At 61.0% G+C, this 16,243-nt stretch carries 14 protein-coding genes and 1 pseudogene; 2 read left to right on the forward strand and 13 right to left on the reverse strand.

Features of this window, described 5'->3' with window-relative positions:
- Nucleotides 1-400 precede the first annotated feature (400 nt).
- From F560_RS0104990 to F560_RS25490, 11 genes and pseudogenes are all read right to left on the reverse strand, one after another.
- Nucleotides 401-1,384, reverse strand: coding sequence for a sugar kinase (locus tag F560_RS0104990; RefSeq protein WP_019004619.1), 984 nt, complete (start codon nucleotides 1,382-1,384; stop codon nucleotides 401-403).
- A 2-nt stretch (nucleotides 1,385-1,386) separates the two neighbouring features.
- Nucleotides 1,387-2,025: a bifunctional 4-hydroxy-2-oxoglutarate aldolase/2-dehydro-3-deoxy-phosphogluconate aldolase gene (locus F560_RS0104995; RefSeq protein ID WP_019004620.1), complete on the reverse strand. Its 639-nt coding sequence runs from the start codon at nucleotides 2,023-2,025 to the stop codon at nucleotides 1,387-1,389.
- A gap of 542 nt (nucleotides 2,026-2,567) precedes the next feature.
- On the reverse strand, nucleotides 2,568-3,923 hold the full coding sequence (locus F560_RS0105005) for a HAMP domain-containing sensor histidine kinase (RefSeq protein ID WP_019004622.1): 1,356 nt from the start codon (nucleotides 3,921-3,923) through the stop codon (nucleotides 2,568-2,570).
- The gene (locus tag F560_RS0105010) at nucleotides 3,920-4,594 is read right to left on the reverse strand and encodes a response regulator transcription factor (RefSeq protein WP_019004623.1); all 675 of its coding nucleotides are present in this window, start codon (nucleotides 4,592-4,594) and stop codon (nucleotides 3,920-3,922) included. Before F560_RS0105010 ends, F560_RS0105005 begins: the two co-directional genes overlap by 4 nt.
- 91 nt (nucleotides 4,595-4,685) lie before the next feature.
- Nucleotides 4,686-5,135 (reverse strand): AAA family ATPase, encoded by a 450-nt coding sequence (locus tag F560_RS22540; protein WP_019004624.1) that lies wholly within the window; start codon nucleotides 5,133-5,135, stop codon nucleotides 4,686-4,688.
- A 414-nt stretch (nucleotides 5,136-5,549) separates the two neighbouring features.
- Nucleotides 5,550-6,242, reverse strand: a complete 693-nt coding sequence (locus F560_RS0105020) for a hypothetical protein (RefSeq protein WP_019004625.1) — start codon at nucleotides 6,240-6,242, stop codon at nucleotides 5,550-5,552.
- Nucleotides 6,243-6,375: 133 nt separating this feature from the next.
- Entirely contained in the window at nucleotides 6,376-7,101 is a 726-nt protein-coding gene (thpR, locus tag F560_RS24505; RefSeq protein ID WP_019004626.1) for an RNA 2',3'-cyclic phosphodiesterase, read from the reverse strand.
- Between the two features lie 167 nt (nucleotides 7,102-7,268).
- Entirely contained in the window at nucleotides 7,269-8,027 is a 759-nt protein-coding gene (locus tag F560_RS0105030) for a hypothetical protein (protein ID WP_156828897.1), read from the reverse strand.
- Between the two features lie 307 nt (nucleotides 8,028-8,334).
- Nucleotides 8,335-10,224, reverse strand: coding sequence for an ABC transporter ATP-binding protein (locus F560_RS0105035; RefSeq protein WP_019004628.1), 1,890 nt, complete (start codon nucleotides 10,222-10,224; stop codon nucleotides 8,335-8,337).
- A complete protein-coding gene (locus F560_RS0105040; protein ID WP_019004629.1) occupies nucleotides 10,221-11,948 on the reverse strand; it encodes an ABC transporter ATP-binding protein in 1,728 nt (575 codons plus the stop codon). The genes F560_RS0105035 and F560_RS0105040 overlap by 4 nt, the downstream gene beginning before the upstream one ends.
- 486 nt (nucleotides 11,949-12,434) lie before the next feature.
- Nucleotides 12,435-12,570, reverse strand: a pseudogene (locus F560_RS25490) (ATP-dependent Clp protease proteolytic subunit); the annotation flags it as partial.
- 118 nt (nucleotides 12,571-12,688) lie between these two features.
- Here F560_RS25490 and lplA point away from each other — a divergent pair.
- Both lplA and F560_RS0105055 read left to right on the forward strand, forming a co-directional pair.
- Nucleotides 12,689-13,675: a lipoate--protein ligase gene (gene lplA, locus F560_RS0105050; RefSeq protein ID WP_019004630.1), complete on the forward strand. Its 987-nt coding sequence runs from the start codon at nucleotides 12,689-12,691 to the stop codon at nucleotides 13,673-13,675.
- Between the two features lie 31 nt (nucleotides 13,676-13,706).
- Entirely contained in the window at nucleotides 13,707-14,534 is an 828-nt protein-coding gene (locus tag F560_RS0105055; protein WP_019004631.1) for an aldo/keto reductase, read from the forward strand.
- A gap of 98 nt (nucleotides 14,535-14,632) precedes the next feature.
- Here F560_RS0105055 and F560_RS0105060 read toward each other — a convergent pair whose 3' ends face one another.
- Both F560_RS0105060 and F560_RS26585 read right to left on the reverse strand, forming a co-directional pair.
- Nucleotides 14,633-15,787 (reverse strand): ABC transporter permease, encoded by a 1,155-nt coding sequence (locus F560_RS0105060; RefSeq protein WP_019004632.1) that lies wholly within the window; start codon nucleotides 15,785-15,787, stop codon nucleotides 14,633-14,635.
- A gap of 114 nt (nucleotides 15,788-15,901) precedes the next feature.
- A complete protein-coding gene (locus tag F560_RS26585) occupies nucleotides 15,902-16,243 on the reverse strand; it encodes an ATP-binding protein DrrA1-3 family domain-containing protein (RefSeq protein ID WP_483772823.1) in 342 nt (113 codons plus the stop codon).

The raw sequence follows: 16,243 nt of genomic DNA on the forward strand, positions 1-16,243 counted from the left end.
ATGTAGGGTACTGGGCGGACTACATGACGGGTTGGCAGCAAAGACGGCAGCGATGTGGGGTACTGGGCGGACTACTTGGCCGCTGCACACCGCCGCACGCATCCCTATCGTCCGAGGCGGCCCCCACCAAGCACAACCCTATTGCGAACAGGTCGCGACGCCTCTATAACCCGCCGTTTCACCCCGCCTTCTCCCGCCCTCAACCCTGAGGACAACGCGGATCCGCCCGTTTATCGAAAGGCCCCCGACGAAGACGGTCCAGAAGCCATCCCAAGCAAGGCCGTCAAAAGGCGAAATACCAATAAGGGTCAACGGATTAGCCGTAGAAAAAAAGAACCCCCGATCCGTGCAAAATGGATTTCAGGGTGGATGCTCGCACGAGATCAGGGAGGTTTCGGATTCAGCGCGTCGTTTCTCTTCCGCCCGATTGCAGCCTCTGCACTTCCGCAAGCTTCGGCAGCCCTTCCCAGTCGCCGCGGTACTGCGTCGCCAAAGCGCCCAGAAGGTTGGCCCGTTCAAGCGCGGCCAAGAGATTGCGCTCGTCGTCGTCCGATTCGTTGTTCAGCCACGAGGACAGGAACCCGGCGGCGAACGCGTCGCCGGCGCCGACCGTGTCGACGACGCGGCTGACCTTGTGGGGCTGCGCCCGCACGGCGGCAAGCGGCGTAAAGCCGACCGAGCCCTGTTCGCCCAGCTTCAGCACGACCGCCTTTGCGCCCAGACCGAGGAAATGCGCGCCGTACTGCTCCACGGTCATTTCGCCCGCCAGAAACTCCGCTTCCTCCAGCCCCGGCAGGAAAATGTCGCACAGCGGAACAAGCGACAGCAGCGTGCGCCGCGCTTCCTCCTCGCTCCACAATTTGCGCCGCAAATTGGGATCGAAGGAAACCGTCAGCCCCTGCTTGCGGGCTTCGGTCATCGCCGCCCGCACCGCGTCCGCCGTCTCCGGCCCGAGCGCCGGCGTAATGCCCGTCACGTGCAAATGCCGGGCGTTCTCGAACCAGCGCGGCTTCACGTGTTCCGGCGCCAGACGGCTCGCGGCCGAACCCTTGCGGTAGTAGTACACGTTGGGATCGCCGTACCCTTTAAATTCTTTAAAGTAAACGGCTGTCGGATAGGCCGGATCGCGTTCCACCAGCGTCACGTCGATGCCTTCCCCCGCCAGCGTGGAAGCGATCAGATCGCCGAACGGGTCGGCGCCCAATCGGCTGATCCACCGCACGCTCAGGCCGAGCCGGGAGAGCCCGATGGCGACGTTCGATTCGGCGCCGGCGATCGACCGGGTAAACAGGGGCGCGTAGGCGAGCGGCCCCTCGGACATCGGCTGCAGCAGCACCATGCTTTCTCCGAACGTCACGACATCGGCCGGTTTCAATCCCGCCATGTTCACTTCACTCCTTTGGCCTCGGAGACGAACGCTTGCGCCAGCTTGGCCAGTTCATCGAACTTGCCTTCCTGAATGAGCTGCTTATTGACCAGGTTGCCGCCAAGGCCGACCGCGACCGCGCCCGCGTCCAGCACGCTGCGGATATTTTGCAAATTGACGCCGCCCGTCGCGATCATCGGGATATGGTTCAGCGGAGCGCGGATTTCCTTCAAGTAATTGACGCCGAGCGAAGCCAGCGGGAACACTTTGACCGCGGAAGCTCCGGCTTTGTAAGCGCGTACGATTTCCGTCGGCGTCATCGTTCCCGGCCATACGTCGACCCCTTTTTCGACCCCGTAATAGACGACTTCCTCGTCAAGGTTCGGAGAAATGATATACTCGGCGCCGGCCGCCACCGCTTCCTTCGCCTGCCCGAGATCGAGCACCGTTCCCGCGCCGATCCGCATCCGTCCCGCGTATTTCTCCCGGAACCGCGAGATCATGCCGAGCGCGCCGTCGGTATTCAGCGTAACCTCGAGAAAGACGATGCCGCCGTCCGCCAGCGCCTGGGCCGTCGCGTCTCCGTCCTTTTCGGAAATGCCGCGGATGATGGCGACGATTTTCTCCTCGGACAATGCCTGCAATAAATTGGATGCCATAAGAACTCCTTTCGGCCAAGCTTTTCGTGCGTCTGCAGCTCGACCCTTGCTTTAGTGACTTTGGTCTCGGGCTTGGACCGATCTTCGAATCTTCCGGTCTTCTCCGCAAACGGGGCCACGTGCGTTATGTAGCTATCTTTCTTTCGCGCGCGACACCGGATTTAACCGCTTCCACGACCGCGTTGAAATCTTCCCTCGTCGCTTTGCGGCTGCCCGGCAACGTTCGTTCCCGTTCGTGAATCTCCGGATCGGAAAACGCGATGCCGGATTGGGCAAGCCCGACAACTACTACCAGTTTACCACCATGCGCCGCCCATTGAAAAGAATTCTCCGCCGAACGAGCTTATACCGCGCGTCGAACGCGTCCGCCGGCATGCCGCCGTCCGTCAAGCGCCTCAGCGCGTCCTCCGGATGTTCCAGGGCCAAAAGACGCTTCAAACGGCAAACCGCCGCTTCGGGTCGGATGCCCGGCGGCGGTGTCGGTCTATGTGCCGGTATGATCGGTTCGTTATGATCGGTTCGTTCGATTGCGCCACCGGAAGTCACTCCTTGGCAAACGCAATGGTGAAGTCGACGCCGCCTTCCCGGTTTCGGGCCCGGACATCCGCGCCGTGCAGATCGGCGATCCGCTTGACGATCGCAAGTCCAAGGCCGAATTCGCCTTTGCCGCCCTTGCGGAACGCCTGGAACAGCGCGGCTTCCAATCCGGGCTCAAGCGGCGGACCGTCGTTCCCGATGACAAGGACGGGAACCGGTTCGGCGCGAAGCCGGACGGAAATGCGGGTAGCGGCGTACCTCATCTGGTTGTCAAACAGGTTTTCCAGCGCAACCGTCCACTGCTCGGGATCGGCGACGATGACCGCCGGCTCGAGATCGAGCTCCCAGATCAGGTCCGGCCTCCGCCATCGCAGCCGCTCGGCGACCGATTCCGTCAATTCCGCCAGCCGGACCGGTTCCCGCACGCTTTGGCGCGCGGACAAATAATCGAGTTTCGTCAGGTACAGCAGATCGCGGATGCGCTTTTCCAGCCGTTCGGACTCGTTCTCGATCACTTCTACGGAGCTGGCCAGATCTCCTTTCGGAAAGACGCCGTCCTGGATCGATTGCGCGTAGCTGCGAATCACCATCACCGGGGTTTTCAGCTCGTGGGAGATATGCTGAAGCAGCGACTGCTGCGCTTCGTCCTGCTTGCGCAGCTGCTGACGCATCCGTTCGATGGAGGCGGCCAGCCTGCCGATTTCATCCTGCCGGTCGACGACTACCGGTCGGTCGAGCTCGCGGTTCGCGATCGCCTGCACGTGACCCTCGAGCCGGACCAGCGGGCGGCTGAGATACCGCGCCAGCCAGATCGCGGGAAGCCAGCTCAGGACGAGCACCGCTCCGAGGATCAGCGCGATCCGCTTGTACAGCGTTCGGACGAGCTCGTCGCGGTAAGTGTCCCACATGAACGACACGATCGATAAGTTCAGCTTGGGAAACGGCTGTTTGCGGATGACGTAATACAGCGTCTGCCCGTTGATCGTGTCCGAGTAGTAGCCGACGGCGGCGGTTTGGGCGAGCAGGTTCCGCCGGATTTTGGCGGTGGCTTCCTGGGGCAGTTTCTGTCCGACGATCGCCGTGCCGTTTCCGGTCACCAACAGGTGAGCCACCGTACGGCTGTTCTGGATTTCCGATTCGTCGGCCGCGCCGCGCCGTCGGAGTTCTTCCTGGTCCGGCACCATTTCGAACACGCGGGCGGGAAAGCGGATGGCTTGGGCGTTCTCGATGGTCGCGAAGATTTCCCGGGTAAAAAATTGGCCGAGAATCGCCGGCAGGAGCAGCATTAAAAGCAGACCGATCCCGGTCGTGATGCCGGCGATGACGACCCAGATTTGAAACGACAGCGGCCGGCTCTTCATGGCTTCACCAGCCGGTAGCCGAACCCGTACAGCGTTTCCAGCCGCAGGTCGGGCAGTTTTCGGCGCAGCCGCCGGACAAGATCGTCAACGACCCGGTCGGAGCCGAAATAGTCGTCGCCCCACACCTGCCGCAAAATATGTTCCCGCGAGAACGCCTGTCCCGCGTTGGCGGCAAAGAAGACGAGCAGGTCAAATTCTTTCGCCGTCAAGTCGATCGGCTGTCCGTTCGCGGCCACCTGCCGCCGTTCGGCGTCGATCGCGTAGGGGTCGATCTGCCATTTCCCCGCCTTCTGCGGCTGGTTTCCGCCATATACGCGGCTAAGCAGGTTGCGTGCGCGAATGACCAGTTCGCGGGGCAAAAACGGCTTCGCCAAATAATCGTCGCTGCCCATTTCCAGGCCGATCACCCGATCGAGATCGGCGTCGCGGGCGGAAATGAAGATGACGGGAACCTGCGGCGCGGCTGTTTTGATTTCGCGAATCAACTGAAACCCGTCGATATCCGGCAGCATGATGTCGAGAATCCAGAGATGCGGCGGCTGCGGGATCGCCGCACGCGCCGACTGTCCGTCCCCGAACGGGCGGACCGACCATCCTTCGTTCGACAAATATGAAGTCAAAAGCCGGTTCAGGTTCGCTTCGTCCTCCACCAGATATACGGTATAGCTCAAAGCGCGGTCTCCTCCCTATGAGGCCAAGCCAACTGCTGATTTCGGCCAACCGGATGAAAACGGCCCGAACGCGTCGTTTCGTCCCCGGGAATTACAGATGGCGCAGGAACCGTCCCGGATTTTCCAGGAACGCCCGCATCAGCTGCACGTGCTCCAGCTCGTCGTACGTTATCCGCCGGATCGGCGCATGGTCGAAGCTGAGCAGATCGGCATCGGGAAACGCCATCAGAATCGGGGAATGCGTCGCGATGACGAACTGGGACCCCTGCTCCGTCATTTCTTTGAGCATGGAAAGGAACGCCAGCTGCTTCGTCGGGGATAACGGGGTTTCCGGTTCGTCGAGCAGGTACAGACCGCCGGGGACGAAGCGGGACTGGAACAGCCGCAGGAAGCTTTCCCCGTGCGAACGGGCGTCCAGATCTTCGCCGTAGTACCGCTCCAGTTCCGCGATCGACTTCCGGTAAGGCGCCGCCGCCTGGCTGCGGGCGAACGCGGAGCGGTCCCGGTATTCTTCCTCCGCTTCCGCGAGACTGCGCTGCATATCCGCGGCCCGTCAAAATGGTGACCGGCCGCCGAAACTCGATTCGGTCCAAACCGGCCAGCCAGGCAAGCGAAAACGGGTAGCCCCGCCGGTCCGCCGGAACGTCTTGCCGAAAGCCGACCGATTTCAGAAACATCGTCCGCCCCCCGCCGTATCCAAGTACGCTTGTTCGTTTGCTTCATTATAACATAATGCGCGCGAATGGCCGGACGCACGACGAAAGGCGCCGTTGCGGATAACGGCGCCTTTCTGCCGGAATGCGGCGGTTTTGCTGCGCAAAAACGTAAGGAGGTTAGGGAATGAGAGAGCTTTTGCTCGGTGGCAGCAGCCGGAGGCTGGGCCGTGCGCCGCATTTCTTCCGCGGCGGCGCCGATTCCGTCCCGGCGATCCGGCGGCTTGGGCCGGCGATTCGGATTAACTTTGCGTTTCCGCTTGGGACTGTTGCAGTTTCTGCTTCAATTCATCCAGCTTTTGGGCCAGTTCATGGTTTTGATCCTTGAAATCCGTCAACAGTTCGGCCAGCGCGGACTTGATTTGTTCGGCGTCGCCGGATTTTACGGCTTCCGTGAACTTCTCAAGCCGTTCCTTGCGCTCCTTCGCTTCCTCCGGGAGTTGGTTTTCGATTTCCTCTTTGAGCTGATCTTTGGACCATTCGCCGCTCTTTACTTTTTCTTTTAATTCTTTCAAAGTTTCCAATTTGTCTTTCGCCTGGCCGCTCAAGTCCTGCTTCCATTCGCCGAGAATATTTTTCCAGCCTTCGGACTCGCGAAGCGATTGGAATTCCTCGCTCAGGCGGCTGCGTTCGGCGAACGCGTCTTTCCATGCTTGAACCGTGTCGGGCGCGTACTTCTCGGCCAGCAGCGTGATGTACGTTTGCTGATGGACGCCTCCGCCAAGCGGTACGCCCGCTTTCATGAAGAGCTCGCCGCCGTGGCGCACGAAAAATCCGGATCCTTTGGAGCCCGGGCCGATCGCTTGCGCCTCGGCCGCGTTCGGCTGGGTGCCCGGTTGGGCGCTTTCCGGGGTGGCGGCCGATGCGCCGAAAGGCACCGCCAGCGCCATCGTCAGCAAAGCCGCCGGAATCAACGTTTTTTTCGAAAGTTTCATTTCGTCTCATCCTCCTACATACGTTGCATGGGTTCCTTGCGAGTACAAGGATACAACGATATTTCGGCACAAATATCAAAAGATTATGGGAAATTGTGAGATATCCGGATAAAGCGATCCGAAGCGAGCGATTTTACCCGCTGTCCCGGTTCCCGAAAAGAAACTCGGCGAGCGGTTCGTACATCGGCGCCTGGCCCAGCCGGCTGCGGTACAGCACGAGCCGGTCCGCGGCCCATGGAGCGGACAAGGCGGCCGGCGGCGGAGCGGCGAGAAGGGCGCGGTCAGGGGCATGCGGCGCGGACCAGCGGCGGGCGAGCGTAACGTGCGGGCGATACGCGCGCGGTTCCGCGGGGTAGCCCAGCGGCACAAGCGCGGCTTCGACCGCCTCCGCGAGCCGGGCGAGCGGGGCCGGGGCGGACGGTGGCGCGGAGCCGGACGGTTGCGCCCGTCCGTTCGCGTCCGGGCCGCCGCCGGAAGCGGCGGCCTGGCGGCGGCGATCGGCGAGGCCGCTCCATGCCCCGGTCCCGGACCGCTCGGCCGCCCGCACGCCCGCCCACAGCACAGCCGGCAAGCCCGGACGCCCGAAGGTGCCCAGACCGTCCAGGGCCAGGCCGAACGGCGCCGTCCCCGCCGCCACAAGCGCCAGCGCCTCCCGCACCGCGGGCATCCGGTCCGCCGGCGTGCCGCCGAGAAACTTTAGCGTCAGGTGATAATCTTCCGGGTGCACCCACTTCTCCATGGGGAATGTCTTGCGGAGCTTGTCCCGGCTCCACCCCGCCAATGCGTCGCGCAGCTCGCGGGGCAGCGGCAGCGCGACGAACAGGCGCAGCGAAGCGGACGATTCAGTATGTTCGGACATGCGGATCTCCTACCTTTCATTTCCATCTTAGCATGTCCGGACGCCCCGCTGAAACGCCAACCGGGTGAACGCCGTATTTCTGAGGCTATTTAACGCCGTCTATTAACGCTGCGAACTTATGGAATCGTGTACTGCTCGGTTCGCGGCACGACGATGAACTGAACCGACTATCCGGCAGCCTGCTGGCTTGAGGTCTCCTGGCCGGTCGTCGTCCGATCCCGGCCGGTCCCCGCCTGGTCGGCCGCCTGTTGGCCGGGCGCAGACGAAGCGCCCGGTTCATTTGATCCCCGGCCGAAGCCGCCGCCCATGCCGCCGATCGTAATCAAGGACGCTTCCTGCGTGCCCTCGTTCAGCCAAATCGTCAACACCTCGCCAGCTTTCAGATCGGAAAGCGCAGCCTCGCTTGTCGTGCGCTCGTTGTTTTCGAACGCGATTTTCCGGATTTTCGTCGCGTCGGTGACGGTAATGTCCACGGTTTCGTCCGTGAACCTATCCGCCATGTTCGTGCCGCCTTGAGGACGGCCGGTTCCGTCTTCGCCCGTCGGCGGGGCGTCCCCGGTCTGGGCTTGTCCGCCGCCGCTTGGCGCCTGACCGTCTCCGGCCTGCGCCTGCCCCTCGCCGCTTGGCGCCTGCCTTCCGCTCCTGCCGCCGCCGCGGCCCGTCTGCGAAGGATCGAGCCGGGACTTGTACACCGTAATCGTGTTGCCGTTAATGCTTTTGATTTTGCCGATCAGGTCCGCCGGATTTCCGTTTTCGTCGGTCATCCCGAAGCCACCGCCCGGTCCGCCCCGCGCTTGCGAAGCTTGCCCGCCGTCCGTCTGCGCGTTGGCAGATCCCGCGTCCGCGGCGTTCGAGCCGCCGTCTCCGCAACCGGCCAGCAAGGCGAGCGTCAGCGCGCTAACCGAGATCAAATGCCATTTTTTCATCCAGATCATTCCTCCCGCTTGGCGATATCCGAAAATTAACATTTGAAAATGAACGGACGATGAACGGAAACTGAGGAAAACATAAAATCCGCCCTTGAAAGGCGGATTCGCCTGCCGGAATAGGCGGGAAGCCGGATGGAAGGACCGGCTGATCCGGGTACGGCGCCCTCCGGCGCCCGAATACGCCGAACGGCGACGGCCGCGGAACCATCCGCCTGCCGTCGCCGCCCGCAGCATACGCCAAAATGATGATGACCGGCCCAGAAGGCCGCTTGCTCTTGACCTGACCGCGTTCCCGCCCTTGCCCCTACACGGCGCTGACCTGCGCGCCGCCGGAGAATTGGCTGTGGTACAGCTCCGCATAAAATCCGCCCCGCGCCAACAGCTCCGCGTGCGTTCCCTGCTCGATGACCGTGCCTTTGTTCATGACGAGAATCAGGTCCGCATCGCGGATCGTCGACAGCCGGTGGGCGATGACGAAGCTCGTTCTGCCTTTCATCAGGCGATTCATCGCCTGCTGGATCAGGATTTCCGTCCGCGTATCGACGCTGCTGGTCGCTTCGTCCAGGATGAGGATCGGCGGATCGGCCAGAATGGCTCTGGCGATCGTCAGCAGCTGCTTCTGCCCTTGCGAAATATTGGACGCTTCTTCGTTCAGCACGGTGTCGTAGCCGTCCGGCAGCGTCCGGATAAAGTGGTCGGCATGCGCCGCGACCGCCGCCTCCACCACCTCGGCATCGGTGGCGCCGGCCCGGCCGTACGCGATGTTGTCGCGAATCGTGCCGTTGAACAGCCACGTATCCTGCAGCACCATCCCGAACAGGCTGCGCAAATGCCCGCGTGAAAGACGCGTAATGTCGACGCCGTCCACCGTAATGGAGCCGCCGTTCAGCTCGTAGAACCGCATCAGCAGGTTGACCAGCGTCGTCTTGCCCGCGCCGGTGGGACCGACAATCGCGACCGTTTGCCCGCTTTTGACGCGAATGTTCATATCTTCGATAAGCGGAGCGTCCTCCTTGTATCCGAAGCGGACGCCGCGGAACTCGACATCCCCTTTCGGCGTCTCAAGCTTGACCGGGGAAGCCGCTTCCGGCGTTTCCTCCGGTTCGTCCAGCAGCTCGAACACGCGCTCGGCGGAGGCGATCGTCGATTGAATGATGTTGGCGATGTTGGCCGTCTGCGCGATCGGCATCGTGAACTGCTTCGAGTACTGGATAAAAGCCTGGATATCCCCGACGCTGATCGATCGGCGCACCACGAGAACGCCGCCGACGACGCAGATGAGCACGTACCCGATGTTGCCGATCAGGTTCATGAGCGGCATGATGATGCCCGAAACGAACTGCGCCCGCCAACTGGCCTCATACAGCTTGCCGTTCACGTCGTCGAAACGTTCGATCGACCGGCGTTCGCGGCCGAACGCCTTGACGATCGCATGCCCGGTATACATTTCTTCCACATGCCCGTTCAGCTCGCCCAAATGCATTTGCTGCGCCTTGAAATGCTTTTGCGACCGGGACGCGATCATTCGAATCACGACGAAGCTCAGCGGCAGCGTCAGCACGAGAATCAGCGTCAGCAGCGGACTGATCGACAGCATCATGACAATGGCGCCGACCAGCGTGACGATCGAAGCGATCAACTGCGTCAGGCTTTGCTGCAGCGTGTTGCTGATATTGTCCACGTCGTTGACGACGCGGCTCAAAATTTCCCCGTTCGTCCGGGAATCGTAAAATTTCAGCGGCAGCTTCGCCAGCTTTTCGTTGACTTCGTTGCGCAGGTTGTAAACCGTTTTTTGCGCGACGCCCGCCATCAAATACTGCTGGATGTAACTGAACAGCGAGCTAATGACATAGAGGCCGGCCAGGTACAAAATAATGACCCAAATCCCTTGGAAATCGATGCTCGCCCCGGGAACGCCCTGAAACTTCTGCATCATGCCTTCGAACAGTTTATCCGTCGCTTTCCCCATGATTTTCGGGCTAAGGATGGAAAAAACAGTACTGATGATAGCGGTCGCGAACACGGCAAGCAGCTTAAAGCGAAACGGCCGTAGATAACCGACAAGCCTGCGGAAGGTGCCTTTGAAGTTTTTCGGTTTTTGGCCGGGCATGCCGAACATGCCAGGTCCTCCGGGACCGAATCCGGGCGGCCGTTGTCCTCCGGCCGGAGCCGGGCGTCTCGTTTCCCTGCTCATGCGATCTCCTCCTCCGAAAGCTGCGACGCCACGATTTCCCGATAAACCGCGCAATCGGCCATCAGCTCCCGGTGTGTGCCGATTCCCGCGATTTTCCCTTCGTCCAGCACGACGATGCGGTCCGCGTCCATGACGGTGCTGACGCGCTGGGCGACGATGATGACGGTCGCGTCGGCCGTCTCTTTGCGCAGCGCCGCGCGCAGCCTCGCGTCCGTTTTATAGTCGAGCGCGGAGAAGCTGTCGTCGAACAAGTAGATTTTCGGCCGCCGGACGAGCGCCCGGGCGATCGACAGCCGCTGCTTCTGCCCGCCGGAAACGTTGGCGCCGCCCTGCGCGAGCACCGATTCGAATCCGTCCGGCATCGCGTTGATGAAATCGAGCGCCTGCGCCGTTTCGGCGGCTTTGCGGATTTCCTCGTCCGTCGCGTCTTCTTTGCCGTAACGGATGTTGTCGGCCACCGTGCCGGTGAACAGAACGGCTTTCTGGGGAACAAGCGCGATCTGCTCCCGAAGCTGCTCCTGCGTCCATTCGCGAACGTCGATGCCGCCGACCCTTACCGATCCGTCATCCGCATCGAAAAAGCGCGGAATCAGATGAATGAGCGTGGACTTGCCCGAACCGGTGCCGCCGATAATCGCCGTCACCTCGCCCGGGTTCGCCTTGAACGTGATGCCCGAGACGGCCGGCCGCTCCGCGCCCGGATAGCTGTAGGTGACGTTGTCGAACTCCACGACGCCCGGGGACGGGCTTGTACGCCTTGTTTCCGTACGATTGCGGATGGTCGGCTCCAGATGGAGCACTTCGTCGATCCGCACAGCCGACGCCGAGGCGCGCGGCACCATGACGAACATCATCGAAAGCATCAGCAGGGAAAACATAATCTGCATCGCGTATTGGATAAACGCCATCAAATCCCCGACTTCCATATGACCGCTGCCGATTCGGAGCCCGCCGAACCAGACGATCGCAATCGTCGAAAAATTCATGATCAGCATCATGAACGGCATGAGCAGCGCCATAATCTGGTTGACCTTCACCGCCGTTTCGGTCAGGTCCGCGTTCGCTTCCCTGAACCGTTCCTTCTCATGCTCGATCCGGTTGAAGGCGCGGATGACCCGAATGCCCGTCAAGCCTTCGCGGAGGACGAGATTGAGCCGGTCCAGCTTTCGCTGAATCGCTTTGAAGTAGGGGATGGCCTTCCCGGCAATGAGCGCGATGGTCAAGGCGAGAACCGGCAGCGCCACAAGCAGCACCAGCGTCAGCTTCGCATCCTTGGACAGCGCCATGATGATGCCGCCGACACACATCATCGGGGCCATCACCATCAGCCGCATCATGATCAGCAGCACCTGCTGCACCTGGTTGATATCGTTGGTCGTGCGCGTAATGAGCGACGCCGTGCCGATGCGGTCGAACTCCTGCAGGGAAAAGCTTTCCACATGCGAGAACACCTTTCCGCGAACGATCCGCCCGAAGCCGGACGAAACCCGGGCGGCGTAAAAGCTCGCCAAAATCGAAACGAACGTTCCCCCCAAGGTCACGAGCAGCATAAAGCCCCCCATCCGCCAAATATAGCCGGTATCGCCGTGGACGACGCCCTTGTTGACAATGTCGGACATCAGCGTCGGCAAATACAATTCGGCGAGCGATTGAAGCAGGACGAGCGCCATCACCAGCGCGATCGTCGCCCGGTACGGCCGCAAAAAACGAAACAGCTTCAACATGTCCCGATTTCAACTCCTCTAATCCCGTCTGTTAGCGTTGGATGTGCCGAAAACCGAAAGCCCAAGAAAAAAACGAAATGGAAAATGCGGCAAAACAGCTTTACATCGTTAATTGAGTGGTAAGGAATCAACGACTATAGCATTATAACTCAACCCGCCGTCCGACTTCTACGCGAAAATCGCTGATGAACGAAGCTTTATAAAAGCACAATACATGAAAAGGCAGGAGTTCGGATAGCGGCGCGGGATGGAGGCCGGACTCGGTCCCGGGACGGAGGAAGCGAACGTTTGAGAAAAAAGCGCGGTTGCAACGATCACGAAAAATAACAGCCGTTTTGACCGTTATTCGTTTTAACACGTTATTTCTCTTAAACATCCTATTTACGAGGGACGGGCCGAACGTGCGGACGCGGCCACGACCCTCCAAACGGAGTCATTGCAGTACGCGGTCGATCAGCCCGTAGCTTGCGGCCTCCGCCGCCGTCATGGCTGATAGATCATTACCTCCGCATTCGGCAGCGCGATACCGCTTGCCGGGCGTTCCCGCCGCGAGCAGCACGGCGCCGAACGACGCCGCCATTCCGACGCAAATCGTCGATACGTCAGGCTTGATGTACTGCATCTTACGTGGCCCGAAAAATGTCAAGAAATTCCTTCCCGGAAGCCGAGCCCGATTGTTCTCCGCCGCAGGCTGGCGTAAAATAGGAGGCAGAACGAAACCGCCCAAGGAGGAAACCGCCTTGCTGTTCATCGACAACGGCAACAGCCACGATCCCGCGCTCAACCTCGCGCTCGAGGAATACGCGCTGCGGAAGCTGCCTGCCGAGCATGACTACTTGATTTTTTATATCAACGAGCCTTCCATCATTATCGGCAAAAACCAGAACACCGCCGAAGAAGTGAACGCCGAATACGTCGAGCGCAACGGCATCCATGTCGTGCGCAGGCTTTCCGGGGGCGGAGCGGTTTACCACGATTTGGGCAATCTCAATTTCAGCTTCGTCACCCGGGACGACGGCGAATCGTTCCACAACTTCCGCAAGTTCACCGCCCCGGTCGTGGAGGCGCTGCGGAAGCTCGGCGTTGAGGCGGAGCTGTCCGGCCGCAACGATATTGTGGTCGGCGATCGGAAAATATCCGGCAACGCCCAGTTCTCGTCCCGCGGACGCATGTTCAGCCACGGCACGCTGCTGTTCGATTCGCGCATGGAAAATGTCGCCGCAGCCCTCAAGCCCAATCCGCTCAAATTCGAATCGAAGGCGACCAAATCGGTCCGGAGCCGCGTGGCCAACATCGTCGAGTTTCTGCGCGAGCCGATGACGATCGATCAGTTCAAGCAGTTCCTGCTTGAATCCATCTTCGGCGGCGGCGAAATCGAGCGGTACCCGCTGACCGAAGACGACTGGGCGGCCGTACGCAAGCTCGCCGACGAGCGCTACCGCAATTGGGACTGGAACTACGGGCTGTCCCCGGCTTTTAACGTGCGCCAGATGAAACGGCTTTCCGCCGGCACGTTCGATGTCCGGCTGAACGTGGAAAAAGGCGTCATCACCCAAGTTTCGATTTACGGCGACTTCTTCGGACGCGGAGAAGTGTCCGACGTGACCGGCAAGCTGATCGGCGTCCGTTACGAGCGCGGAGCGATCGAAGCGGCGCTTTCAGGAGTGGACCTGACCTACTATTTCGGTCCCGTCGAACGGGAAGAATGGCTGGGTCTGCTGATATAAAGCAACAAAATCGAAACGGAGGGACTTTTCCATGATTGTTTCCATCCAAGACTATGCAGTGCTGAACAACGGCGTGAAGATGCCTCGCCTCGGGCTGGGCGTCTGGAAAGTGACGGACCCGGGCGACGTGGAGCGCGCCATCCATGCCGCCGTCCAAACGGGTTACCGCAGCATCGATACGGCCAGCTTCTACAAGAACGAAGCCGAGGTAGGCCAAGCGATCCGAAGCTGCGGCGTCCCCCGCGAGGAACTGTTCATCACCACGAAGATCTGGAACGAGGACCAAGGGTACGACAAGACGCTGGCCGCGTTCGAAGAAAGCCGCAAGCGTCTCGGCCTCGACGTGGTGGATCTGCTGCTCATCCACTGGCCGGGCAAAGACAAGTATATCGACACTTGGCGCGCGTTCGAGAAGCTGTACCGGGAAGGATTCGTCCGCGCGATCGGGGTCAGCAACTTCCAGATCCATCATCTGGACAAGCTGATCGAAGCGAGCGAAATCGTGCCCGCCGTCAATCAGGTGGAGTTCCATCCCCTGCTGACCCAGAAGGAGCTGCTGGCCTATACGAAGGAAAAAGGCATTCAGCTCGAAGCGTGGAGCCCGCTCATGCAGGGCAACCTCGACCAGCCGGTGCTCAAGGAGATCGCCGCCAAGTACGGCAAAACGCCGGCTCAGGTCGTCCTCCGCTGGGATCTTCAGCACGGCGTGGTGACGATCCCGAAATCGATTACGCCGTCGCGGATTGCCGAGAACGCCGACATCTTCGATTTCGAGCTGACGGCCGAGGATATGGACCGCATCGACTCGTTGAACCGAAATCACCGGTTCGGCCCGGACCCGGACCAGCTTCTGTTCTAAGACGCCGTATTCGTTTGCCCTTCCAAGCCCGGGGAGGCGATGCGCGGCGGATCCGGTGTGCGCCGGAATATCCGCCGCCCCCGCCCGGGGCTTTTTTTTTATCCGCTCAGCGCCGATTTCATGAACCCTTTGTACCTGAACAGCGCCACAAGGATGCCCGCGGCCGCGAATGCGGCCAGCGCCGCGAGCGAAGGCCAGATGCCGGACAAATGCGCGCCGCGGATCATGATGTCCTGGAATCCCTTTTGGGCCCAGTACTGGGGAACGAAACGGGCGACGGTCTGCAGCGCGCGGGGCATAAATTCGATCGGGAACCACAGCCCGCCCAGCACCGCGCCGCCCATCGTCAGCAGCTGGGTAAACGCCATCCCTTGATTTTCGCTGCGCACGAGCATGCAAATCGCCAGTCCGAGGCCGGTGCCGCAGATCGCCAGCATCAGCACGAGAACGGCGGTCGCGACGGCATCCCCCAGCTCGAGGCCGTAAGCAAAATGCCCGAACGAGAGCAGCGCCGCGCACTGGACGATTGCGACGCCCAGGTACGCAAGCCAAATGCCCAGCAAGTAGCTGACCGGCGTCATCCGCGTCGTCTGCAGCCGTGCGGTGATCCCCGCCGTTTTGTCGCCGATGAACCGGCGGATCATGGAAATGATGACAAAAAAGACGAACATGACCGTGTAGCCGGGCACGACTTGGGTGATCGCATTGGCATTGGTCGCATTTTGGGGCTTTTCCTCAATGACAAGCGGCGACTCCATCAGCCGGCTCCGCTCCGTTTCCGCAACTCCCGCCGCTTGCAGGGCGCTTCCGATTTTCGCTTCCCGGTATTCGTTCGCCAGGTTCTCCAGCACCGAATTCAGCGGACCGGTCAGTTCCGAGGAGGCGTCGCTGTAAAGCTCTACGGTCGACTTCCCGTCCGGTGCGCCGCTTAGTCCGCGGCCAAACCCTTCCCTCACGACCAGCAGCACCGACTGCTTGCCGTCGCGGATGCGGGTGATCTGTTCGTCCAGCGCCCCCGCTTCTTTGGGCTCCAGCTTGTAGCCTCCCCGCTCTCCGACCGCCTTGATAAACGCTTGCGATTCCGCCGTGCCGGCAAGATCGATATAAGGGACGGTTACCGTCGTCTTGCCGATGCTCCCGAATACGGAACCGAACAGCACAATGAAACCGATCGGCATCAGCAGCAGCCAGAAAAACGCGCCTTTCTCTTTCAGAATCAGTTTCCATTCCTTGATCGCAATGCTAAGAATCATGCTCGGATCTCCCTCCGGCGTTTTGTTGTCGGACGATTCCGACTTCGATTTTCGTTGTTTTCGAAACGTGGCATCAGGTTCAACCCGCTTCGAGCGCACTCTTGCGCCGCCATCTCAATCATCTCGGAGCGTCGTGCCGGTGAGCGACAGAAACACCGTTTCCAGCGACGGGCGCACGATCTCGAGCTGCTTCACCGTCAGCTGCTGCCGGCGGCAGGCCTCCGCCCAGGCGGACAGCACCTCCAGCGGCTTGGCCGTCTCGACGGTCCAGCCCCGGTCCTTCGGCCGGATCTCGCCCAATCCGGGCAGTTCGGGAGGCTGTTGTCCGGCCGCCAGTTCCAAATAAACCGCCGATGTGCCGAAACGGTCGAGAATTTCGTTCAAGCCCCCGTGGGCGATAACCCGGCCGCTGTCGATAATGGCGAGGTCGTCGCACAGCGCCTCGACTTCTTCCAT

The sequence above is a fragment of the Cohnella laeviribosi DSM 21336 genome (assembly GCF_000378425.1).
Taxonomy (GTDB): Bacteria; Bacillota; Bacilli; order Paenibacillales; family Paenibacillaceae; genus Cohnella; species Cohnella laeviribosi.

Bases quoted from the DNA above. Each gene is read 5' to 3' on its own strand.
- F560_RS0104990 (WP_019004619.1), bottom strand. From the start codon at position 1,384: ATGGCGGGATTGAAACCGGCCGATGTCGTGACGTTCGGAGAAAGCATG.
- F560_RS0104995 (WP_019004620.1), bottom strand. From the start codon at position 2,025: ATGGCATCCAATTTATTGCAGGCATTGTCCGAGGAGAAAATCGTCGCC.
- F560_RS0105005 (WP_019004622.1), bottom strand. From the start codon at position 3,923: ATGAAGAGCCGGCCGCTGTCGTTTCAAATCTGGGTCGTCATCGCCGGC.
- F560_RS22540 (WP_019004624.1), bottom strand. From the start codon at position 5,135: ATGCAGCGCAGTCTCGCGGAAGCGGAGGAAGAATACCGGGACCGCTCC.
- F560_RS0105020 (WP_019004625.1), bottom strand. From the start codon at position 6,242: ATGAAACTTTCGAAAAAAACGTTGATTCCGGCGGCTTTGCTGACGATG.
- thpR (WP_019004626.1), bottom strand. From the start codon at position 7,101: ATGTCCGAACATACTGAATCGTCCGCTTCGCTGCGCCTGTTCGTCGCG.
- F560_RS0105030 (WP_156828897.1), bottom strand. From the start codon at position 8,027: ATGAAAAAATGGCATTTGATCTCGGTTAGCGCGCTGACGCTCGCCTTG.
- F560_RS0105035 (WP_019004628.1), bottom strand. From the start codon at position 10,224: ATGAGCAGGGAAACGAGACGCCCGGCTCCGGCCGGAGGACAACGGCCG.
- F560_RS0105040 (WP_019004629.1), bottom strand. From the start codon at position 11,948: ATGTTGAAGCTGTTTCGTTTTTTGCGGCCGTACCGGGCGACGATCGCG.
- F560_RS0105055 (WP_019004631.1), top strand. From the start codon at position 13,707: ATGATTGTTTCCATCCAAGACTATGCAGTGCTGAACAACGGCGTGAAG.
- F560_RS0105060 (WP_019004632.1), bottom strand. From the start codon at position 15,787: ATGATTCTTAGCATTGCGATCAAGGAATGGAAACTGATTCTGAAAGAG.
- F560_RS26585 (WP_483772823.1), bottom strand. From the start codon at position 16,243: ATGGAAGAAGTCGAGGCGCTGTGCGACGACCTCGCCATTATCGACAGC.